This is a genomic window from Methylobacterium jeotgali (genome assembly GCF_022179345.1).
Taxonomy (GTDB): domain Bacteria; phylum Pseudomonadota; class Alphaproteobacteria; order Rhizobiales; family Beijerinckiaceae; genus Methylobacterium; species Methylobacterium jeotgali.
Map to the genome: position 1 here is coordinate 1 of NZ_BPQR01000015.1, position 21,304 is coordinate 21,304.

The 21,304-nt window shown below is 72.9% G+C and carries 23 protein-coding genes and 1 pseudogene; 16 read left to right on the plus strand and 8 right to left on the minus strand.

From position 1 onward, the window contains the following. The 6 genes from MFF04_RS04625 to MFF04_RS04650 form a co-directional block, all read right to left on the minus strand. Positions 1 to 239 (minus strand): triphosphoribosyl-dephospho-CoA synthase (locus tag MFF04_RS04625; RefSeq protein ID WP_238274294.1); only part of this gene is annotated, 239 nt, incomplete at its 3' end. After that, a complete protein-coding gene (locus tag MFF04_RS04630; protein WP_238274295.1) occupies positions 239 to 1,147 on the minus strand; it encodes an ATP-grasp domain-containing protein in 909 nt (302 codons plus the stop codon). The genes MFF04_RS04625 and MFF04_RS04630, both read right to left, overlap by 1 nt. Positions 1,148 to 1,336: 189 nt before the next feature. Continuing rightward, complete coding sequence (gene mch / locus MFF04_RS04635; RefSeq protein ID WP_238274296.1) at positions 1,337 to 2,311, minus strand: methenyltetrahydromethanopterin cyclohydrolase; 975 nt, start codon at positions 2,309 to 2,311, stop codon at positions 1,337 to 1,339. Then, positions 2,256 to 3,452: an ATP-grasp domain-containing protein gene (locus MFF04_RS04640; RefSeq protein ID WP_238274297.1), complete on the minus strand. Its 1,197-nt coding sequence runs from the start codon at positions 3,450 to 3,452 to the stop codon at positions 2,256 to 2,258. Before MFF04_RS04640 ends, mch begins: the two co-directional genes overlap by 56 nt. 8 nt (positions 3,453 to 3,460) lie before the next feature. Next, the gene (locus MFF04_RS04645; RefSeq protein WP_238274298.1) at positions 3,461 to 4,354 is read right to left on the minus strand and encodes an NADP-dependent methylenetetrahydromethanopterin/methylenetetrahydrofolate dehydrogenase; all 894 of its coding nucleotides are present in this window, start codon (positions 4,352 to 4,354) and stop codon (positions 3,461 to 3,463) included. 149 nt (positions 4,355 to 4,503) lie between these two features. Further along, complete coding sequence (locus MFF04_RS04650; RefSeq protein WP_238274299.1) at positions 4,504 to 5,532, minus strand: beta-ribofuranosylaminobenzene 5'-phosphate synthase family protein; 1,029 nt, start codon at positions 5,530 to 5,532, stop codon at positions 4,504 to 4,506. Between the two features lie 309 nt (positions 5,533 to 5,841). Here MFF04_RS04650 and MFF04_RS04655 point away from each other — a divergent pair, with 309 nt between their 5' ends. The 16 genes and pseudogenes from MFF04_RS04655 (at position 5,842) to folK (ending at position 19,583) form a co-directional block, all read left to right on the plus strand. Further along, the gene (locus MFF04_RS04655; RefSeq protein ID WP_238274349.1) at positions 5,842 to 6,867 is read left to right on the plus strand and encodes a molybdopterin-binding domain-containing protein; all 1,026 of its coding nucleotides are present in this window, start codon (positions 5,842 to 5,844) and stop codon (positions 6,865 to 6,867) included. Then, the gene (locus MFF04_RS04660; protein ID WP_238274300.1) at positions 6,867 to 8,510 is read left to right on the plus strand and encodes a formylmethanofuran dehydrogenase subunit A; all 1,644 of its coding nucleotides are present in this window, start codon (positions 6,867 to 6,869) and stop codon (positions 8,508 to 8,510) included. The genes MFF04_RS04655 and MFF04_RS04660 overlap by 1 nt, the downstream gene beginning before the upstream one ends. A 46-nt stretch (positions 8,511 to 8,556) precedes the next feature. Then, positions 8,557 to 9,492 carry a formylmethanofuran--tetrahydromethanopterin N-formyltransferase gene (gene fhcD / locus MFF04_RS04665; protein ID WP_238274301.1) on the plus strand — a complete coding sequence of 312 codons (936 nt, stop codon included), beginning with the start codon at positions 8,557 to 8,559 and terminating at the stop codon, positions 9,490 to 9,492. Beyond that, positions 9,489 to 10,283 (plus strand): formylmethanofuran dehydrogenase subunit C, encoded by a 795-nt coding sequence (locus MFF04_RS04670; RefSeq protein ID WP_238274302.1) that lies wholly within the window; start codon positions 9,489 to 9,491, stop codon positions 10,281 to 10,283. The genes fhcD and MFF04_RS04670 overlap by 4 nt, the downstream gene beginning before the upstream one ends. A gap of 146 nt (positions 10,284 to 10,429) precedes the next feature. Further along, on the plus strand, positions 10,430 to 10,636 hold the full coding sequence (locus MFF04_RS04675) for a hypothetical protein (RefSeq protein ID WP_238274303.1): 207 nt from the start codon (positions 10,430 to 10,432) through the stop codon (positions 10,634 to 10,636). A gap of 100 nt (positions 10,637 to 10,736) precedes the next feature. Beyond that, positions 10,737 to 12,338: a sensor histidine kinase gene (locus MFF04_RS04680; RefSeq protein WP_238274350.1), complete on the plus strand. Its 1,602-nt coding sequence runs from the start codon at positions 10,737 to 10,739 to the stop codon at positions 12,336 to 12,338. Beyond that, positions 12,335 to 13,039 (plus strand): response regulator transcription factor, encoded by a 705-nt coding sequence (locus MFF04_RS04685; protein ID WP_238274304.1) that lies wholly within the window; start codon positions 12,335 to 12,337, stop codon positions 13,037 to 13,039. The genes MFF04_RS04680 and MFF04_RS04685 overlap by 4 nt, the downstream gene beginning before the upstream one ends. A 263-nt stretch (positions 13,040 to 13,302) precedes the next feature. Continuing rightward, positions 13,303 to 13,392 (plus strand): pyrroloquinoline quinone precursor peptide PqqA, encoded by a 90-nt coding sequence (pqqA, locus tag MFF04_RS04690; RefSeq protein WP_238274305.1) that lies wholly within the window; start codon positions 13,303 to 13,305, stop codon positions 13,390 to 13,392. Positions 13,393 to 13,443: 51 nt separating this feature from the next. After that, complete coding sequence (gene pqqB / locus MFF04_RS04695; RefSeq protein WP_238274306.1) at positions 13,444 to 14,343, plus strand: pyrroloquinoline quinone biosynthesis protein PqqB; 900 nt, start codon at positions 13,444 to 13,446, stop codon at positions 14,341 to 14,343. Positions 14,344 to 14,487: 144 nt separating this feature from the next. Further along, a complete protein-coding gene (gene pqqC / locus MFF04_RS04700; protein ID WP_238274307.1) occupies positions 14,488 to 15,579 on the plus strand; it encodes a pyrroloquinoline-quinone synthase PqqC in 1,092 nt (363 codons plus the stop codon). Beyond that, positions 15,576 to 16,724, plus strand: a complete 1,149-nt coding sequence (gene pqqE, locus MFF04_RS04705; RefSeq protein WP_238274308.1) for a pyrroloquinoline quinone biosynthesis protein PqqE — start codon at positions 15,576 to 15,578, stop codon at positions 16,722 to 16,724. Before pqqC ends, pqqE begins: the two co-directional genes overlap by 4 nt. Further along, on the plus strand, positions 16,721 to 17,434 hold the full coding sequence (locus MFF04_RS04710; protein ID WP_238274309.1) for a hypothetical protein: 714 nt from the start codon (positions 16,721 to 16,723) through the stop codon (positions 17,432 to 17,434). Before pqqE ends, MFF04_RS04710 begins: the two co-directional genes overlap by 4 nt. Then, positions 17,415 to 17,792, plus strand: a complete 378-nt coding sequence (locus MFF04_RS04715; protein WP_238274310.1) for a hypothetical protein — start codon at positions 17,415 to 17,417, stop codon at positions 17,790 to 17,792. Before MFF04_RS04710 ends, MFF04_RS04715 begins: the two co-directional genes overlap by 20 nt. Positions 17,793 to 17,934: 142 nt before the next feature. Further along, entirely contained in the window at positions 17,935 to 18,714 is a 780-nt protein-coding gene (gene folP, locus MFF04_RS04720; protein ID WP_373319956.1) for a dihydropteroate synthase, read from the plus strand. Continuing rightward, positions 18,711 to 19,070: pseudogene (folB, locus tag MFF04_RS04725) on the plus strand (dihydroneopterin aldolase); the annotation flags it as partial. The gene folP and the pseudogene folB, both read left to right, overlap by 4 nt. Beyond that, entirely contained in the window at positions 19,056 to 19,583 is a 528-nt protein-coding gene (folK, locus tag MFF04_RS04730) for a 2-amino-4-hydroxy-6-hydroxymethyldihydropteridine diphosphokinase (protein WP_238274352.1), read from the plus strand. The pseudogene folB and the gene folK, both read left to right, overlap by 15 nt. 53 nt (positions 19,584 to 19,636) lie before the next feature. Here the strand turns inward: folK and MFF04_RS04735 are convergent, their stop codons facing one another. Further along, on the minus strand, positions 19,637 to 20,734 hold the full coding sequence (locus MFF04_RS04735; RefSeq protein WP_238274311.1) for a 2'-deoxycytidine 5'-triphosphate deaminase: 1,098 nt from the start codon (positions 20,732 to 20,734) through the stop codon (positions 19,637 to 19,639). Next, on the minus strand, positions 20,734 to 21,252 hold the full coding sequence (locus MFF04_RS04740; RefSeq protein ID WP_238274312.1) for a hypothetical protein: 519 nt from the start codon (positions 21,250 to 21,252) through the stop codon (positions 20,734 to 20,736). Before MFF04_RS04740 ends, MFF04_RS04735 begins: the two co-directional genes overlap by 1 nt. Positions 21,253 to 21,304 lie beyond the last annotated feature (52 nt).

Consider the following 21,304-nt stretch of genomic DNA (forward strand, 5'->3'; position numbering starts at 1 on the left):
GCCGGAGCCCGTGTCGGGGCGCGGGTCGCGGCGACCGCCCCGCGGACCCGCTCCCCGACACGGGCTCCGGCGGCGGCCAGGAACGGCGCCGAGACCTCGGCGCTCGCCACGAAGTCGGCGGTCTCCATGCGGTGCCCGCCGGCATAGGCGTGGACGTTGCCGACCTTAAGCGCGTCGAGCTCGGCGAGGCAGGCCGCCCGGTAGAGGCTCTCGATCCGCTCGGGCGCCAGGGCCGGCATCAGGCGACGACGAGGCGTGGGGGCCGCGCGGCGCGCACCGCCGCGACGAAGCCCCGCGCGATGCAGGCGGCGATGTCGACCTCGGTGATCGATTGCAGGCCCGACCAGGCCGGCATCGAGTTGACCTCGAGGACCAGGAAGCCCCCCTCCCCGTCCTCCACGAGGTCGACGCCGGTATAGTCGCAGCCGACCGCCTCTGCCGCGGCCTCGGCCAGCGCTGCGGCGCGGGGCGGCATCGCCCAGGCGAGCGGCCGGCCTCCGCGGTGGACGTTGGTGATCCAGCCGTCGCCCTCGCGGATCATGCCGGCGATGGCCCGGCCCTCGCAGACGAAGACGCGGTAGTCGCGCCAGAGCCCGTCCCGCCGGGCGACGTAGCGCTGAAGATAGTAGACGCCGGAGACGTCCGTCTCCTGCGGCAGGTCCTCCGGCCGCTCGATCAGGCACAGGCCCTCGCCCTGCGATCCGAACAGGGGCTTCAGGACGAGCGGACGTCCCGGGGCCGCCTCGCTCGCGACGAGGGCCATGGCGGCCTCCCGGCGCGAGAGCACGAAGGTGTCCGGCGTCGGCAGGGCCTGGCGGGCGATGAGGAGGCTGGTGGCCGCCTTGTCGACGGAGCGCTCGATGGCGGTCGGCGCGTTCCAGACCACGGTGCCCGCCGCGACGAGCGCATGGAGCACGCCGAGCCGCATGGTCGTCGCCTCGAAGGTGCCCCCGGAGATGGTCCGCAGCAGCACCCCGTCCGGCAGGCCCTCGGGGAAGCCCGGCACCCGCAGCGGCTCGCCGCCGCCCGTCACCACGGCGACGTCGGCCAGCGAGAACAGCACCGGCTCGCAGCCGAGCGCGGTGAGCGCGGCGAGGAGCCGGTTCTTGTGCCAGTTGCCGTTGTCGGCGGCGAGCCCGATGCGCATGGAATCACTCAGGTTTCTCCCTCTCCCCTCCGCGGGAGCGGGTGGCCCCCGAAGGGGGTCGGGAGGGGGGAGCGACGCTTCGGAGCGGGGCGCGGCGTCGGATGGCGCGCGCCACGTCCGGCGCCGTCGTTCCCCCTCCAGCCTTGCCTGCGCAGGGCACTCTCCCCCGCAGAGGGCGAGGGTCGGGGTTCAGGCGAACGACGCCTCGACCAATGCCGGCTCCAGGCGGCCACCGCGGAAGCTCGCGCCGGTGCGCACGGAGGTGACGATCGCCTCGGCGGGCGAGAACAGGGCGCCGTCGATCTTGTAGAAGTCGCCGTTCACGCGGGAGAAGATCTCGGCGAAGGGGGCGCCGTGGTCGGCCGAGTTCGTTGAGGGGAGCTGCTCGGCGAGCGCCTTGGCGTCAGCATCGTCGGCATCGACGAAGAGCTGCACCCGGCCGCCGTAGATGATGGCGTCGTTGGTGCGGCCCATCGCCTTGATGAAGTCCGGGTGCGGGGGCGCGAGCGGCGCCGAGCCGATTCCGTCGAGGACCGCGTGGAGGTCGAAGCCGACCGTGTGCGCCTTGTGGAGCGCCACCTCGAGCACGCGGGCGACGACCTGCGTCGAGCCGGCGAGGCTCTGGGTCGGCGCGTAGATGAAGGTCACGTCCCCGGCCGCGAGCCCCGTGGCCTTGGCGACCTTCTCGACGACGCTCGCCGGGGGCGGCGCGCCGGCCTCGAGCACCAGGGCGGTCTTCGAGCCGCCGTCGCGGTAGCCGAGCTCGGCATAGAGCTCCTCGACCACGGCGAGCGCCCGGCCGGGCCCGGAGCCGAGGGCGAAGAAGCCGGAATCGCCCTCCTCGTCGGCGAGGCTCCAGCCGGCATATTGGCTGCCGAGGCAGGCGATGACGGGGTCGCTCGCGTGCACGGTGACGGAGTAGGGCCAGGCGGCGACGGGGCCGGTCGGCGCGATGGTGACGGTGCCGAGCCCCCCGAGGCAGATCTCGGCGATGCGCCGCCCGGCCTCGATGGAGCCGCGCACCGAGGCGCCGGCATCGACCATGCGGGCGCCGCCGGCGCCCTGCGTCACGGCGAGGCGGAGCGCGCCCGCATCCGCCACGAGGCGCTCAATGAGGGGCGCCGTGAGCGCGTTCACGCTCGGAAAGGTCTGGGCCGTGCTCATGCGTTGTCTCCCGATCGAGGAGGGCGTGCAGCGCGGCCGCCCTCTCCCGCAGATTGCCGATGGCCGCTCCGGCATCGGCCCCCGTGGCGAGCACCGTGCAGACGGGGCAGCCCCGTTCGATCACGCTGCCGGCGCGCGGGCGGTCGCGCAGGTGATCGGGCCAACCTGCCGACGTGCCGATGCGGTACGTCTGCGCCCCGTACCAGATCTCGGCGGCCGCCGCATCCACGGGTGCGGGCGGGAGCGGCGGGATTTCGCCGAGGCAGGCCGCGACATGGGCGGCCAGCAGCGGGCTCTCCCGCCGGTCGAGCACGTCGATCGTGGCGCCGGGGCGGGGGTTGATCTCGGTGAGCCACCAGCGGGCGCCGTCGCAGAGCAGGTCGGCGCTGGCCAGCCCGACGAGGCCGGTCTCGGCGGCGATCCGGTTCGCGGCCTCCGCGACCGCCGCGACGATCTCCGGCGGCAGCGGCGCGGGCTCGTCGCGCCCGCGGGCGAGGGCTCCGGCGTAGCGGAACGGGCGCAGCGGCGAGGGCGAGCCCCACTGCTCGGTGAGGGCGAGGGGGCGGGCGCCGCTGCCGTCGCAGAGGAGGTTCAGCGCGTAAGGCCGGCCCGGCACCCGCGCCTGGAGGTAGTGGCCCGGCGGCGCCCTGCCCCGCACGGCCGCTCGGATATGGCTGCCGCCGGAGCCGCCGGCGCGCTTCAGGAGGAACTTCTCGGGACTCTCGACGGGCCCCGGCGTGACGGCCGGATGCGGGATTTCGAGGCGCTCGCACAGCGCCGCGAAGCGGAACGGGTCCTTCAGCGCGGCGATCGTCTCCGGGCCGGCGCCGAGGAGGCGGTGGCGCGCCCCGATCCGCGCGACGAGGTCCGGCGCGCCCTCGAAGCCACTGCCGAGCACGACGCCGAGGGTCCCATGTCCCGCCGCGTCGCGGAGCGCGTCGAGGGCGCCTAGCACCGCCTCCCCGCCGAGCCGTCCGGTGCCGAAGCGGCCGGGCAGGCCGCGATGGGCCTCGGCGAGGTCCAGGGTGTCGGCATCCCCGAACAGGTCGGCGACGTAGGGACGGAACCCCGCCCGGCGGGCGGCCTCGGCGAGTGCCCGGCCCGACTGGGCCGCGATCAGGACGGCCGGGCCGCCTCGCATCCCGAGCGCTAGCCGGCGATCTCGACGGCGAGCGCGTAGGCGTCGCGGAAGTCGAGGCAGAGGGGCTCCTGCGCGTCGAGCATCCGCCGGAACAGGCGGCACTGGGTCTGGTACTTGACGTTGCCGACCGCGAGCGCGCCGATGCCGACGCCCTTGCCGACGGGCAGCGCCACGTCGACGGCGTTCACGTCGATGCCGGCGATGCCGGCGGGTGGCACGGCGTTGACGTCGGAGGCGACGAGGAGCTTCGGCGCGCTCTCCAAGTCCTCCGCCGAGAGGATCGGGATGCCGGCGGGCCCCGCCGAGAGGATCACGTCGGCGTCGACGATCGCGGCGCGGCGCGCCTCCGGCGTCGAGCCGTCCACGGCGCCGACCTCGATCCCGAAGCGCCACTTCATCGTGAAGGCGATCTTCGAGACCCGCTCCTCGCCGTCATGCCCGACGAGGACGCTGCGCGCGCCCTCCAGCGCCCCGATCACCGCCGCGACGTAGGCGACGACGCCCGCACCTCCAAAGATGACGATGCGCTTGCCCTTGAGATCGGTGCCGAACTTCGCCTTCAGCGCCCGCGAGACCTCCGCGACCATCGCCGCGCCGGTGGTGAAGGAGCCCGCCGGATCGGCGAAGACGTGGTTGGCGAAGGGCGGCACGAAGGCCTTCTTCGCCCGGTCCATCATGTCGAGGGCGTCCTCGGCGTTCTTGCCGCCGATGAAGATGCCGGTGCGCACGCCGTCCTGAGGGGCGCGGGAGAAGATCGAGTCCTGGGTGAGGGAGACCACGTCGGTGAGATCGACGCCGGTATAGGTGACGATGGTCTCGAAGCCGGCATCCACGGCCATGTTCACGTCGAACGGGCTCATGTGCTTGAGCGGCGTGAGCATGTGCAGGATCGAGCGGGCCATGGTCTGCCTCCTTCCCTCGGATCGGACGGCGCTCGTCGCCGCCCCTGATGCCGGGGTCCGTTCTGGCGCGGGAATGGTTTCGACGCGGATAAGGGCGCGGCGGGTGCCGGGCTCGTCTCGCCCTTGAGGAGCCTGCCGCCGCGCTCGGGTCAACCCATCCCGGGTCCGGCCGGGCGATTTTCCCCCTCGCGCAGGGTTCCGATCCAGGCGCCCTCGTTGCGCCCTCGCGCCACGAGGAAGCGCAGGCGGTCCCCGCCCCGCCCCTCGAGGTCGGCGACGAGGCTCTGCGCCTCGGCCTCCGAGCCGAGCAGCACGAAACCGGTCGGCCCCCAGGAGCTCTGTCCGTAGCCGGGGACGCCGCGCGCGGCGACGGCGGCCAGCGCCTCCGCGACCGCCGGGCTCGCGTAGCGGCCGCCCTGATGGGGCGCGAAATGGTCCCCGATCATGCGCTGGACCGCGGTGATCGCAGCGCCGAAGGCCGGTGCGTCGGCGACGACGCAGGCCGGCATCGCCTGCATGAGCACGAGCCGGCAGATCTCGGCCGCCTCCCGCTCAGGGAAGCGGGGCAGGTCCCGGAAGGCGGCGATCTCGCGCTTGCCGTGGACGCCGGTCATGCCGGTGTCGAGAATCAGCACCACCCGCCACGCCTCCGGGTAGGCGAGGCGCGCCACGACGGGGGGCGGCGCGCCGCTGTCGTCGCGGCCGCCGTCGACGATGAGCCCGCCCTCGGTGAAGGCCGCCAGCCCGACGCCGGAACGGTTGCCGCGGTCGAGGGCGTCGGCGAAATCCTCCGGCGCGAAGGGTCTTCTCGCGATGAATGCGAGCGCCGCCGCGACGGCGAGCGCGAGCTGCGTCCCCGAGCCGAAGCCCGCATGCGGCGGGATCGTCTCGGCGATCAGGATCGCGCCGGTCTCCGGGATGCCGAGATGCCCGGCGGCGGCCTTCGCATAGGCCAGCGCCCGCTCGGCCTCCGGCCCCTCGACCGACAGGCGCGGCGCGGCGCGCGCCTCCAGGGTGACGGCCGGCGCGTCGACCGCGAGCCCGATGCTGCCGAAGCGCCGGCCGAGCCCGCCATGCAGGTCGAGGAAGCCGAAATGCAGCCGCGCCGGGGCGTGGACGCGCACGCCCTGCAGGTCCGGTGGCGGGGCGTCGGAGCGGGAGGCGTCGCGCTCAGCCAAGGCAGTTGTCGCGGCGGTCATCGAGGCGGTCTTGGTCCGGCACTGCGGGGGGCTCCGGCGCCTCGGCGCGGGTGTTGCGGATGATCGCGGAACGAGGCCCGGCTTGTCCCACGGAGCCGGTGCCGGGGGCAACAGCGTCGTGGCTCGTGATCTCGGTCGGGGCGCATCGCGGCGCGATCTGCGTTCGCTACTTGCTTGGCGCGGCCGGCGGATGCAAACGTGCGCCCGCCGCAGGGGTCGGCGCGCCGCATGCCGGCGCCGCGGCCCTGAAAAAGAATATCGCATTCAGACGTTTCGCTCGGGGGGATGATGGCGGCCTGGGTCAAGGGGCAGGAGGTCGGGCTTGACGCGGCCGTGTCGGCGGCGGCGGCGCTGCTGTCGTCGGCGCGCGCGCCGATCGTGGCGGGGCTGAACGCCGAGCTGTCGGCGGTGCGCGCCGCCTTCCGCCTCGCCGCCGAGACCGGCGCGAGCGTCGACACCCTCGGTTCCGAAGGCACCTATGCCGAACTCGGCGCGCTCTCCCGGGGCGGCGCCATGACGACGACGCCCGCCGAGACGATCGGCCGGGCGGACACCGTGCTCGCGGTCGGCGCGGCCGCCCGGAGCGCCCCCCTGATCGACGCGCTGCGCGCCTCCCGGCCGAGCCGGGGCGTCGCGGCCGGCGCCGAGCGCACGCTCCTCACCCTCGACACCGCCGGTGATCCCGCCGTGGCGGTCGCCACGCTGCGGGCCTACGCCAAGGGCCACCTCGCCGGGGAGCATCCGAGCGCGGACATCGCCAGGGCGCTCTTCGCCGCGCGGTTCGGCGTGATCCTCTACGATCCGGCCGAGCTCGGCGAGTTCGGCATCGAGATGCTCCAGGCGCTGGGGCGCGACCTCAACGAGAGCACCCGCGTCTTCACGCTCTCCCTCGGGAGCGGCAGCCAGGACCGGGCGGTGGTGCCGCTCTCCGCCTGGACCACGGGCCAGGCGCCGCGGGTCGGCTTCGGCCGCGGCCTGCCCGAGCACGATCCCTGGCGCTTCGATGCCGCGCGGCTCGCCGCTTCCGGTGAGGCCGACGCCGCCCTGTGGCTCGCCTCCCTGCCCTGCGAGCGGCCTGGCTGGCTCGGGCGCCTGCGCACGGTCGCCCTGCTCGGTGAGGGCGCGGCGGCGCCCGACGTGGCCGAGATCGTCATCGCGGTCGCGGTCCCCGGCGAGGGCGTCGGCGGGACCTTGTGGGACGAGGGGCGCGCCGCGATCGCCTATCGCCCGGCCGCCGGCACGAGCGCCCTGCCCGCCGCCGCTGGGGTGATCGAGGCCATCCGCCGGGGCCTCGCAAGCAAGGAAGCCGCCTGATGCTGATCCGGATCAAGGGCGGCCGGGTCGTCGACCCGACCGCCGGCCGCGACGCCGTCGGCGACGTGGACATCGAGAACGGCCGCGTCGTCGCCGCCTCGGAGCGGACGCCGGACCGGACCATCGATGCATCGGGCTGCGTGGTGATGGCCGGCGGCGTCGAGGTGCACTCGCACATCGCCGGCGGCAACGTCGTGCTCTCGCGCCTGCTGCTCCCCGACCTCTACGTCAGCGAGGCGGCGCCCGAGGGCCATCCCTTCGCCCACGCCGGCGGCTCGGCGGCCTGGATCGGCGCGAACTACGCGCGGATGGGCTACACGACCGCCGTCGAGCCGGCGATGCCGCCCTCGAACGCGCTCGCCACCCAGCTCGAGCTCGCCGACATCCCGCTCCTCGACCGCGGCGCGCTCGCCGTGATGGGCAACGACGACCACCTGCTCTCGCTGCTGCGCGAGGGCGAGGGCCGCAACGCCGTGCGCGACCTCGTGGCATTGAACGTCGCGACCTCGCGCGGCCTCGGCGTGAAGTGCATCAACGCCGGCGGCGCCTCGGCCTTCAAGGACGGCATGCTGCGCCTGTCCCTCGACGACGAGATCCCCGTCTACGGCCTCTCGACGCGCAGGATCATGGGCGCCCTCCTCGACGCGGTCGAGGAGATCGGGGTGCCGCATCCGCTGCACGTCCACTGCAACAATCTCGGCCTGCCCGGCGCCGACGAGTCCTTCGTCGCGACCCTCGACGCGGCGGAGGGACGGCGCATCCACTTCGCCCACGCCCAGTTCTACGCCTACGGCGTCGCCGACCCGGAGAACCCGGCGACCGGCGGTTTCCGCTCGGCGGCCGAGCGCATCATCCGGGCGATGGAGACGAACCCCAACGCGACCTTCGACGTCGGCCAGGTCGTGTTCGGCCAGACCGTGACGATCTCCCTCGACATCCTGCGCCAGTTCGCCGGGCGCAAAGGCGCCAAGCCGAAGAAGTGGATCCTCAACGCCGGGGATGCCGAGGGCGGCGGCGTCGTGCCCTTCCTCTACCGGCCGAAGGGCCCGACGAGCTCGTTGCAATGGGCGATCGGCCTCGAGCTGATGCTGCTGTCGGGCGACCCGGAGCGCACCATCCTGACGACCGACCACCCGAACGGCGGCCCCTTCACCGAGTACCCGCGCATCATCCACTGGCTCATGGACAAGGAGGAGCGCGACCGCGAGATCGCGACGCTCCCGAAGATCGTCGGCGAGCGCTCGTCCCTGCCGGGTCTGGAGCGCGAGTACACGCTCTCGGAGATCGCCAAGCTGACCCGCTCCGGCCCGGCGAAACTCCTCGGGCTCGACGACCGCGGCCACCTGCGCCCCGGCGCGCGGGCGGACGTGGCGGTCTACCGGGACTCGAAGGACCGCACGGCGATGTTTTCCCGCGCCCGCCTCGTCCTCAAGGACGGGCAGACCATCGTCGAGGACGGCGAGGTCGTGGACTGGCGCGCCGGCCACAGCCTCAGCCTCTCGGTCGAGTCCGACAAGGCGATGGCGCGGCGCTCCGACGCCTACCTGAAGGACCGCTTCGGCGCCGGGCTCGACAGCTTCGCGGTGCCCGACGAGGCCTTCCCCATGGGCGACGTGTTCGAGGACGTGGCATGCCGGGCGTGAGACGGGTGGTTCGATCCTGCCTGCGGCGTGGGAAAGCGTGACGACGATGTCTGACCTCACCCTCAACGGCATCCCCGTCGTCGACACCTTCGCCGAGGCCTTCGACGTCGCCGGCACCGCCATCGTCGTCACCAACGATACGCCCAAATGGGCGATGATCGCGGCCACCGTGATGACCGGCTTCGCCACCTCGGTGATCGGCTGCGGCGCCGAGGCCGGCATCGACGCCGAGCTCTCCCCCGAGGAGACCCCGGACGGGCGGCCCGGCGTGCGCATCCTGCTGTTCGGCTTCGAGCCGAACGGGCTCAAGGACCAGCTCCTGAAGCGGGTCGGCCAGTGCATCCTCACCTGCCCCGGCACCGCCTGCTACGCCGGCGTCGAGGGCCCGACCAAGATCAAGCTCGGCGGCGCCATCCGCTACTTCGGCGACGGCTTCGCGATCGCCAAGCGCGTCACCGACGCCGAGGGCAAGGCGCGGCGCTACTGGCGCATCCCGGTGATGGACGGCGAGTTCCTCTGCGAGGATTCCGTTCGCGCCGTCGACGGGGCGGTCGGCGGAGGCAACCTGCTCTTCCTCGGCCGCACCCACGCCGAGACCCTCAAGGTCGCCGAGATCGCGGTGGAGGCGGCGAAGTCCGTGCCCGGCGCCATCCTGCCCTTCCCCGGCGGCATCGTGCGCTCGGGCTCGAAGGTCGGCGGCCGCACCAAGGGCATGATGGCCTCGACCAACGACGCCTACTGCCCGACGCTGAAGGGCCGGGCGGCCTCGGCCCTGCCCCCGGAGTGCGGCGTGGTGCTGGAGATCGTCATCGACGCCCTCACCTCGAAGGCGGTGGCCGAGTCGATGCGCGCCGGCCTGCACGCCGCCACCGAGGCGGGGGCCGCCCACGGGCTGCTGGCGGTGACGGCGGGCAACTATGGCGGCAATCTCGGCCGGCACCATTACCACCTGCGGGACCTCCTTTCGAAGGCATCGGCATGAGCGTCCTCACCCTGCGCGGGGCGCCCCCGGAGCGCCTCGACCTCAACGGCATCACGCCGCTCGCCCTCTCCCTGTTGAGCGAGGCGGAGGCGGCGCGGCTCCCCGTCGGCACCAGCCGTCGGGGCCTGACGCTCGGCGACTGCTTCGCGATCCGCCTCGACGGCTCGGCCGACCTCGTCATCGAGGGCGGCCACGAGCGCCTCGACCGGGTCGGCGGCGGCCTCTCCGAGGGGACGATCCGGGTCGAGGGCGACGTCGGCCAGCGCCTCGGCGAGGCCATGGCGGGGGGCGAGCTCACCGTCTCCGGTTCCGCCGGGCCCTTCGCGGCGACCGCCGCCACGGGCGGCCGGATCACGATCAAGGGCGATGCCGGCGAGGCTGCCGGCGGCGCCATCTACGCCGCCAAGGCGGGGCTCGACGGTGCCACCCTCGTCATCGAGGGCGAGGCCGGGGAGCGTCTCGGCGACCGCATGCGGCGCGGCCTGATCCTTGCCAACCGGGCCGGACGGCTCACCGGGGCGCGCATGATCGCCGGTACCATCGCCGCCCTCTCCGTCGGCGACCATCCGGGCTACGGCATGCGCCGGGGCACGCTGCTCCTCGGCGCGCACGGGACCCTGACCCCGACCTTCGTCGAGACCGGCCATCACGACCTCGTCTACCTGCGCCTGCTCGCCCGCTCGCTGAGCCGGCTCAGCCCCGCCCATGCCGAGCTCGCCCGCCGGCCGCTGAAGCGCTACTCCGGCGACCTCGCCACCCTCGCCAAGGGCGAGATCTGGGCGGCGGCGTAGGCTCGTCCAAAGGACGATCCACGGGGACGGCGCCGGGACTTGGCGGCGTCCTTATGAAGTTCATATGTTCGCGGGACGGCACGGAGCCGGCCCGCCGATGATCGTGCAGGGCGCGAAAGAACCTCCGGCCGCGGGAGGTCGACGCCGTGCTGATCCTTCTCTCCGCTTGTCTCATCGCGCAGCCGGCCACCTGCCGGGACGAGCGCATCGAGCTCTCCTACGAGGCGACGAGCGCCTTCGTCTGCTTGCGCCACGCCCAAGGGGCGCTCGCGACATGGCAGGCCTCGCATCCCGAGTGGCACGTCGCCCGCTGGCGCTGCGCGTCGAAGGAGACGCTGCCGAAGGACCTCTGAGCCGCGCTCGGCTCTCCGCACTTGGCGCGGCGCCGCCGGGATGACATCCTTGTGAGCGGATCGCGGCCCCATCGCAGGGTCGCGGCCGGGACAGGGGATGATGCGCTCGCTCAAGGTCCGTTTCGCGCTGCTGCTCGGCGTCAGCGGCCTCCTGGTCCTGCTCGCCGCGGCCGGGATGCTGCTCGCGGTCGGAGCGGCCGAGCGCGCCATCGACCGGACGCTCGCCGCGCAGGGGCGCCTCGAGCTTCTCGCCGAGCTGTCCGGGCGCCTGACCCAGTTCGGCCTCGCGGCCCTGGAGACCGCCGGCAACCCGGACGCCCAGCCCGAGGCCCTGACCATCGCCCGCACCAATGTCGACCGGGCGCTGGCCACCGTCGACGAGGCTCTGGCGAAGTCGGTCAGCGAGAGCAGCGATCCGCAGGATCGCAGCGCCTACGCCGCCCGCGCCCGGCCGATGGCGCAACTGCGGGCCGCCCGTGCCATCCTCGACCGGCAGGTCGCCCAGATCGAGCGGCAGACCGAGCCGGAGCGCCGCCAGAACGCGATCAAGGGCGCCCTCAACGGCTTCGGCGCGATGACCGGGCAGCCCCTCTCCTTCCTCATCGAGGCCGAGCGGCGCAGCATGGTGCTCGGCTCGGAGGAGGCGCAGACGCTCGCCCGGCGCCTGCGGCTCGCGGCGCTGGCGGCCCTCCTCGTCGCTCTCGTCTTCCTCGCGGTGCTCTACCGCAGCGTGACCCGCCCGACGCTGGCGCGGATCGAGGCGGTGCGGCGCGCGGCCGGCGCGGTGGGGCGCGGCGCCCTCGACACGCGGCTCTCCGTCGCCGACCGGGACGAGCTCGGCCTGCTCGTCGCCAACTTCAACCGCATGGTCGCCCGCCTCTCCCGCCGCGAGGGAAGGCTCGCCGCCGACCGGGCGGCGCTGGAGGACACGGTCGCCGCCCGCACCGCCGACCTGCGCGCCGCCAATGCCCGTCTCGAGGCGGTCGACGCCTCCCGGCGGCGCTTCTTCGCCGATGTCAGCCACGAGCTGCGCACGCCGCTCACCGTCATCCTCGGCGAGTGCGACCTCGCGGCGCGGCCGAGCGCGAGGCCCGTCGATCACGGCCCGGCCTTCGCCACCATCCGCAAGCGGGCCCAGCGCCTCAAGATGCGGGTCGAGGACCTGCTGCGCGTCGCCCGCTCGGAATCGGGGCGGATCGAGCTCGACCGGCAGCCCCTCGGCGCGGCCGCGGTCCTGGCCGAGGCCGTCGACAATGCCGGCTCCGAGGCGGCCCGCCGCCGGGTCCGTCTCGTGTTCGAGCCCGGCGCGGCGGATGCCGAGATCCTCGCCGACCGGGAATGGCTGCGGCAGGTGGTCGAGAGCCTGATCGACAACGCCTTCCGGCACGCGACCGGGCTGACGCAGGTCGTCGTTGACCTCTCGCAGGAGGGGGACCGGGCGCGGATCCGCATCTCCGACGACGGTCCGGGCTTTCCCGAGGCGGCGAGCGACCTGTTCGAGCGCTTCCAGCGCGGCGGCCGCCCCGGCGAATCCGGCTTCGGGATCGGTCTGGCCCTGGCGCGATGGGTCGTGGAACAGCATGATGGCGAGATCCGCATCGGCCGGGGCGAGGGCGGGCGGGGCGCGCGGGTGAGCCTGACGCTCCCCCTCCTCGCCGCTTCGGCGGACGCGATTCCGCAGGTGAGAGAGAGCGCAGCATGACCCGGGTCCTGATCGTCGAGGACGACGCCGACATCCGCTCCATGCTGGCCCGCGGGCTCGAGGCGGAGGGGTTCTCGGTGGGCATGGCCGGCCGCGTCGAGGACGCGCTCAGCGCCGCCCGCGACGACGCCCCCGGGGCGGTCGTCCTCGACATCACCCTGCCCGACGGCTCGGGCCACGACGTCTGCCGGTCGCTGCGCGAGGGCGGCTATCCCGGCCCGATCCTGTTCCTCAGCGCCCGCGACGAGATCCGCGACCGGGCCGAGGGGCTGGCGCTCGGGGCCGACGACTACATCGTCAAGCCGTTCGTGTTCGACGAGCTGGTGGCGCGGCTGCGTACCCATCTCCTGCGCCGCAGCGAATCGGAGGAGCCGCGCACCCTGGTGACGGCGGGCAAGCTCAACCTCGACCTCAACACCCGCTTGGCGAGCTGCGGCGAGGCCAGCGCCCGCCTCACGCCCCGCGAGGCGGAACTGCTCGCCATGCTGATGAGCGAGCCCAACAAGCCCGTCTCCCGCGCCGACATCTTCGAGAAGCTCTGGGCGAGCCAGGGCGGCCTCTCGCTCAACGTCGTCGACGTCTATGTCGGCTACCTGCGCTCCAAGATGGCCGATTTCGTCCGCCACGGCGGCCCGATCCTGACCACGGTGCGCGGGCGCGGCTTCATGCTCGACCTGCGGGGGCAGGACTTCCGGCACTAGGCGCCGGACCGGCCCGCGCAAGCGACGATTCGGAGCCTGCCGGAGGCGCGTCCCGCCCGACGCCGAACCCCTCTCTCGACGGGCTCGGAGGTTATCCCCGCGGCCTCGGCCTTTTGGGTAAATCCGGCAATCTGGCCTTGCACACCGCGCCAGGACATCCCATAACCTCCCGGCGCAAGAAAGTATTGCGTGTCAGAGTCTTAGGATCTTCTTAGGGTTGATCCCGAGGTGCCTGGCCAGAGAAGACCAAACGGAGAAACACCATGACCTGGGCTGCCCCCGTCGTTTCCGAGATCTGCGTCGGCATGGAAGTCACGAGCTACGAGTCGGCCGAGATCGACACCTTCCACTAAGGTGATCCGGCGGGCCGGGGATCGCGGGCGGGCTTCGCGGAGCGCAGAGCCATGCATGTCGTGATCCTCGGCTCGTCTGCCGGCGGCGGTCTCCCGCAGTGGAACTGCCGCTGCCCCATCTGCACCCTGGCCCGGACCGAGCCGCACCGCGTCCGGCCCCGCACCCAGTCGAGCATCGCCATCTCCCCCGACGGGACGGACTGGCTCCTGGTCAACGCCTCCCCCGACATCCGCCAGCAGCTCAACCAGACGCCGGCGCTCCATCCCCGCAAAGGCCTGCGGCATTCCCCCATCCGGGCGGTGCTGCTCACCAACGGCGACGTCGACCACGTCGCCGGTCTGCTGACCCTGCGCGAGGGCCAGCTCTTCTCCCTCTACGCCACCGCCGGCATCCTCGACTCCGTCAACGCCAACCGCGTCTTCGACGTGATGGCCGAGGGCGTGGTGACGCGTAGCCCGATCCGCCTCGACGAGGCGTTCGAGCCCCTGCCCGGCCTGCGGGTCACCCTGTTCTCGGTGCCGGGCAAGGTGCCCCTCTGGCTCGAGGACGAGACGATGCAGATCGGCGCCGAGACCGAGACCACGGTCGGTGCGATGATCGAGGCCGGCGGGCGCAGGCTCGCCTACGTTCCCGGCTGCGCCCGCGTCACCGACGGGCTGAGGGCCCGGATCGGGGGCGCCGACGCGCTGCTCTTCGACGGCACCGTGCTCCACGACGACGACATGATCCGCGCCGGGGTCGGCACCAAGACCGGCTGGCGCATGGGCCACGTGCCGATGCGCGGCGAGGGCGGCTCCGTCGAGGCGCTCGCCGACGTGCCCCTCGGCCGCAGGGTCTTCGTGCACATCAACAACACCAACCCGGTGCTGATCGAGGATTCGCCGGAGCGGCGCGACGTCGAGGCCGCGGGCTGGACCGTGGCCCATGACGGGCTCGCGCTGAGCCTCTAGGCCGCTTGGAAAAGCGCGCCGGCGGCAATATATTTTGCGCGATATAATCGCGTCGATATCATGCTGGCGGCCGGGGCGCCGTCTTCGTAGAATCGATCCAGAAGAAGGCGTCACAAGGCGCCGAGCCGGAGCTCAGGAAACGCCATGACCGCGATCTTCCCGCCGCCCTCCTCCGCCGCCGCGGAGCGTCTTCTCAGCCCCGAGGAGCTGGAGGCGGCGCTCCGCGAGATCGGCGCGAAGCGCTACCACAACCTGCACCCGTTCCACCGGCTGCTGCACGACGGCAAGCTCTCCAAGGATCAGGTCCGGGCCTGGGCGCTCAACCGCTACTACTACCAGGCGATGATCCCGGTGAAGGACGCCGCTTTGCTCGCCCGCCTGCCGGAGGCGAGCCTGCGCCGGGTCTGGCGCCAGCGCATCGTCGACCACGACGGCGACCACGAGGGCGACGGCGGCATCGAGCGCTGGCTGAAGCTCGCCGAGGGCGTCGGATTCGAGCGCGACTACGTGCTCTCCACGAAGGGCATCCTCTCGGCGACCCGCTTCTCGGTGGACGCCTACGTGCACTTCGTCTCCGAGCGCTCCCTGCTCGAGGCGATCGCCTCCTCGCTGACCGAGATGTTCTCGCCGACGATCATCTCCGAGCGTGTCGCGGGCATGCTCAAGAACTACGACTTCATCACCAAGGAGACGCTCGCCTATTTCGACAAGCGCCTCACACAGGCGCCCCGCGACGCCGACTTCGCCCTCGACTACGTCAAGCGCCACGCGGTGACGCCCGAGCAGCAGCGGGCGGCGATGGATGCGCTGACCTTCAAGTGCAACGTGCTCTGGACGCAGCTCGACGCCCTCTACTTCGCCTACGTCGCCCCCGGCATGGTCCCGCCCGACGCGTGGCAGCCCGGCGAGGGGCTGGTGCCCGAGAAGGCGGTGGCGCCCGCGGCCGGCGCGGCGGGGACCGGGGGGATCGGGGCGGGAGACGTTCCGCGCCTGCCCCGCGGTGTGCGCATGCGCTTCGACGAGGTGCGCAAGAAGCACGTGCTCCTCGCCCCCGAGCGCACCTTCGACCTCGACGACAACGCGGTGGCGGTGCTCACCCTGGTCGACGGCCAGCGCTCGGTCGCCGACATCGCCGCGCGGCTCGCCGAGACCTACAACGCCGACCGCGCCGTGATCGAGGCCGACATCCTCGTCATGCTCAACGACCTCGCGACGAAGAGGGTGCTTGAGAGATGAACGCGCTCGCGCCCAATCCCCGACCCGACATCCCGGCGCCGGTCGGCCTGCTCGCCGAGCTGACCCATCGCTGCCCGCTGCGCTGCCCCTACTGCTCGAACCCGCTGGAGCTCGACCGGCGCTCGCGGGAGCTCGATACCGGGACCTGGCAGCGGGTGCTGACGGAGGCGGCCGGGCTCGGCATCCTGCACGTCCACCTCTCCGGCGGCGAGCCGACGGCCCGCGACGACATCGTCGACATCACCGCGACCTGCGCGCGGCTCGGGCTCTACTCGAACCTGATCACCTCCGGTGTCGGCAAGGCGATCGACAAGCTCCAGGCCCTCTACGACGCCGGGCTCGATCACGTGCAGCTCTCCGTGCAGGGGGTCGACGCGCAGAATGCCGAGAAGATCGGCGGCCTCAGGAACGCGCAGCCGCAGAAGCTCGCCTTCGCCGAGAAGGTCACCGGTCTCGGCCTGCCGCTGACCCTCAACTCCGTGATCCACCGCGGCAACATCCACGAGGTCGAGGGCTTCATCGATCTGGCGGTGAAGCTCGGCGCCAAGCGTCTCGAGGTCGCCCACACCCAGTACTACGGCTGGGCCTACGTGAACCGCGCCGCCCTGATGCCGAACAAGGCCGATGTCGATGCCTCGATCCGCATCGTCGAGGCGGCCCGCGAGCGCCTGAAAGGCCAGCTCGTCATCGACCTCGTGGTGCCGGACTACTACGCCAAGTACCCGAAGGCCTGCGCCGGCGGCTGGGGCCGCAAGCTCATGAACGTCACCCCCGGCGGCAAGGTCCTGCCCTGCCACGCCGCCGAGACCATCCCCGGCCTGGAGTTCTGGTACGTCACCGAGCACTCGCTCGGCGACATCTGGGCCAACGCGCCGGCCTTCACCGCCTATCGCGGCACCGACTGGATGAAGGAGCCCTGCCGCTCCTGCGACCGCCGCGAGAAGGATTGGGGCGGCTGCCGCTGCCAGGCGCTGGCGCTCGCGGGCGATGCGGCGGCCACCGACCCGGCCTGCTCGCTCTCGCCGCTCCATGCCAAGGTGCGGGCGCTCGCCACCGAGGAGGCGGCGGAGACGCCGCCGGACTATACGTACCGCACGATCGGCGCCAACATCCGCACGCCGGTCAAGGAGGATGCCCCCCTGTGAAGGTCGAACCTGTCATCCGGCTCGCCGGCCTCTGCCTCGCCCTCTCCCTCGCGGCGCCGGCGCTTGCCCAGGAGCCTGTGCCCGCGCCGCAGAAGGCCGCCGTCTCGGCGCCCAACGCCGCCGATCTGCTCTTCGAGCAGCCGCAGATGCGCAACGCCGCGCCGGGCTCGACGCTGACCTACGCCTATGTCCGCCGCTCCGGCATCGCCAAGGCGCCCTTCGGTCCCAACCTCGACGATACGATCAAGCTCGCGATCGAGCCCGGCAAGGGCGCGGACGAGCGCACCATCCGCGTGCAGATGTTCTCGGGCATGAACCGCTTCCCGGCGGGCCCCTTCGAGGACATGCCCGGCAACCCGATCATCCCGCTCTTCCTGGAGAACCACCTGCGCGGCCTCGCCAAGGCGCTCGAGGCGAACCCGCGCTACCTCAAGCTCGCGATCCGCAAGGGCATGCGCGAGCGGGCGACCGTCACGCCGGTCAAGGTTCCCTACCAGGGCCGCGAGGTCGACGGCTGGCGCATCACCATGAAGCCCTTCGAGGGCGATCCCCTCGCCCAGCGGATGCGCGGGCTCGACAATCTCGCCTATACGTTCGTCACCGCCCCCGAGGTGCCCGGCGAGATCGTCTCGATCGAGGCGTCGTCGCGCAACGCCGAAGGGGGCGAGCTTCTCGAGGAGCGGTTGAGCTATGATCCGAAGGCTGGTTGAGCGGAGCGGCATCGCCGCGATCAGTGTCGCGCTGCTGGCGGGTCTGGCCTTGCCCGCCGGCGCCGCGGCGGACCTCGAGAACGACTACCCGACCGAGGCGCGCGCCGACTACGTGTTCGGCTGCATGGCCGCGAACGGGCAGACCCGCGAGTCGCTCCAGCGCTGCTCCTGCTCGCTCGACGCGCTCGCCTCGATCCTTCCTTACGACAAGTACGTCCAGGCCAGCACCATCCTGTCCATGCGTCAGGGTGTCGGCCAGCGGGCGAACGAGTTCAAGTCGACCAAGGTCTTCGACGACAAGATCGCCGACCTGAAGCGCGCCCAGGCGGAGGCCGAGATCCGCTGCTTCCGCGGCTGATCGCGGCCGCGGCGTTGCGCGTCGAAAAGCTTTCGTTCACAGCCTTGGCGGCCGGCTTCCCGGCCCGAGGCCCCGCTTGACCGTGACCGACACCCCTGCCCTCGCCCGCCTGCTGCCCGATCTCGGCCGCCGCGTGCTGGTGATGGGGATCCTCAACGTCACGCCGGACTCCTTCTCCGACGGCGGCCTCTTCGCCGCCGAGGAGGAAGCCGCGACGCAGGCCGAGAGCCTCGTCGCGGAGGGGGCGGCGATCCTCGACATCGGCGGCGAGTCGACCCGGCCCGGCCATACGCCGGTCCCGGCGGAGGAGGAGCAGGCCCGCGTCCTGCCGGTGATCCGCCGGCTCGCCGGGCGCGTCCCGGCGCCGATCTCCATCGACACCTACAAGGCCTCGACCGCCCGCGCGGCGCTGGAAGCGGGAGCGGCCATCGTCAACGACGTCTGGGGCCTTCAGCGCGAGCCCGACATCGCGACGGTCGCCGCCGCCCACGGGGCGCCGGTGATCGTCATGCACAACCGGGAGACGATCGACCCGAGCCTCGACATCCTCGACGACATGCGCCGCTTCTTCGAGCGCTCGCTCGACATCGCCCGGCACGCGGGACTCCCCGACGCCGACATCGTGCTCGACCCCGGCATCGGCTTCGGCAAGAGCTGGGAGCAGCATATCGAGGCCCTGCGCCGTCTGCCGGAGCTTCGGGCGCTCGGCTTCCCCCTCCTCGTCGGCGTCTCGCGAAAGTCCCTGCTCGGGCGCCTGCACGACCGCGAGACCAAGCCTTCCGAGCGCCTCAACGGCTCCATCGCCGCCCATGTGCTGGCGGCGAGCCTCGGCGCCGACATCGTGCGCGTCCACGACGTCGCCGCCCATGTCGAGGCGCTGCGGGTGGTCGACGCAGTGCTGCCGCGCGGAGAGGCGCGATGAGCGACCGCATCCTCGTCACCCGGCTCGCGGTCTTCGCCCGCCACGGCGTCCTCCCCGAGGAGGAGGTCCTCGGGCAGCGCTTCTACGTCTCGCTCGACTGCGGGCTCGACCTCTCCGAGGCCGGCCGCACCGACGACGTGTCCCACACGGTCAGCTACGCGGACCTCGCGGCGCTCGCCCTCGACATCGCCGGCAACCGCCGTTTCCGTCTGATCGAGGCGCTGGCCGAGGCCATCGCCGCGGCGATCCTCTCAGGCTTCCCGGCCATCGAGACCGTGCGGGTGCGCGTCGACAAGCCCTCGGCCCCCGTGCCCGCCATCCTCGACGGCGTCTCCGTCGAGATTTTTCGCGGACGGGGGACCGCCAGGGGAGCGCCCGTCGCGGCCGGCCTCGCGACCCGGGCCTATCTCGGCATCGGCAGCAACATCGGCGACAAGGCTGCCCGCCTCGACGCGGCGGTGGAGCGGCTCAGCCGCTATCCCGGCATCCGCGTCGTGGCGCGCTCCCACGACTACCGCACGCCCCCCTGGGGCGACACGGACCAGGACTGGTTCCTCAACGGCGCGCTCGCCGTCGAAACCGATCTCAGCCCGCACGCGCTGCTCACCGCCTGCCTCTCCGTCGAGGCCGCCATGGGCCGGGTGCGCGAGCGCCGCTGGGGGCCGCGGGTCATCGACATCGACGTGCTGCACTACGAGGGCGCCCAGGTCGACGACGCCCGCCTCGTGCTCCCCCACCGTTTCGTGCGGGAGCGCGCCTTCGTGCTGGTGCCGCTCGCCGAGATCGCGCCCGACCTCACCATCGGCGGCGAGCGCGTGGCGGACGCGCTGGCCAAGCTCGACCGCGGCGGGATCGAGCGGGTGGAGTAGCTGCTTTCGAAATGCATGCCCTCTCCCCGCCCGGCGGGGAGAAGGAGGCGCCATCAATCCACGAAGTGCTTCGACAGCTTAAGCCCCTGCGCCTGGTAGTTCGAGCCGGCGCCGGTCCCGTAGAGGGTCTCGGGCAGGCTCGCCATGCGCTCATAGACGAGGCGGCCGACGATCTGGCCGTCCTCCAGCAGGAACGGCACGTCGCGGGAGCGGACTTCGAGCACCGCCCGCGCCCCTGCCCCGCCGGCTGCCGCGGCGCCGAAGCCGGGGTCGAAGAAGCCCGCGTAGTGGACCCGGAACTCGCCGACGAGGGGATCGAAGGGCACCATCTCCGCAGCGTGGTCGGCGGGCACCTGCACCGCCTCCTTCGAGGCGAGGATGTAGAACTGCCCCGGATCGAGGATCAGCGAGCCGGAGCCGTCGGCGTGGAGCGGCTCCCAGAACGCGGCGGTCTTGTGGGCGCCCGGCCTGTCCACGTCGACGAGGCCGGTGTGGCGCTTGGCCCGGTAGCCGATCAGCCCCTCGAAGCCGGCGAGGTCCACGGAGACCGAGATGCCGCCGAGGAAGCTCGGCGTCGCGGCGGTGACGAGGGGCGTGCGGGCGTGGAGGGTCGCGAGCTCCGTATCCGACAGGCGCACCTCGCCCCGGCGGAAGCGGATCTGAGAGAGCCGCGAGCCGCGCCGCGCCAGCACCGGGAAGGTGCGGGGCGAGATCTCCGCGTAGAGCGGGCCCCGGTAGCCCGCGGGCACCTGGTCGAAGGCCTCCGCCCGGTCGGCGATGACGCGGGTGAACACGTCGATGCGCCCCGTCGAGCTCTTCGGGTTGGCGCTGCCCGAAAGGTCCGGCGGCAGTGCCAGCGACTCCTGAAGCTCGGCGATGTAGACGCAGCCCGTCTCCAGCACCGCGCCGTCCCGCAGGTCGATCTCGTGGAGCTTGTAGCGCTCGGCGCAAGTTGCGACGCTGCGCTGGGCGCCGGGCAGGAAGCTCGTGCGGACCCGGTAGGCCCTGTCGCCGAGGCGCAGGTCGAGGCTCGCGGGCTGGATCTGGTCGCCGGCATAGGGGCTCGCCGGGCGGATCGCCCCGGCCTCCGTCAGCGCCCGGATCGCCTGGGCCGGCAGGATGCCCTGCCCGCCCGTCTCTTCACGCGTCATCACGCTTCCCTTCCCGGTCGAGGCTCGGCGGCGGCCTCCTTCAAGGCAACCTTGGCGGCGCGATGGACCGCGCGGGCCAGCGCCAGCCGGGCCACGGCGCCGAGCGCCAGCAGGCCGGCGCCGGCCGTCGCGACCAGGGCGAAGGCGTCCGGCCGCACCAGCATCGCCCCGGCGAGCAGGATCGGCCCGGCGGGCTCCGCGAAGGACAGGACCAGCGAGGGCGGCCCGGCGAAGCGCCGGCCGAGACGCACGGCGAGCGCGCCCTCCCGGTCGGCGAGCCGCAGGGCGGCGCGCGCCAGCGCGTCGAGCGCGAGCGCCCCGATCACGGCCGCCGCCGCCAGCCCGTCGGCCGGCGGCCCCTTCCAGGCGAAGAGCAGGCAGAGCCAGCCCAGCGCCACCCGCGCGGCGAGGCTCCACGGCGCCGGCCCGCCGAGCCGTCCGCCGGCCCGCTCCATCGTCTCCCCGCGCCCCTGCACGCGCTGCGCATCCCCGACGTATTCCGCCGCGATTGACGGCATTTCCGTCGCCACGTACCACGAGCCTGCACGCCCCGCGACTGCTTCGCGGGCG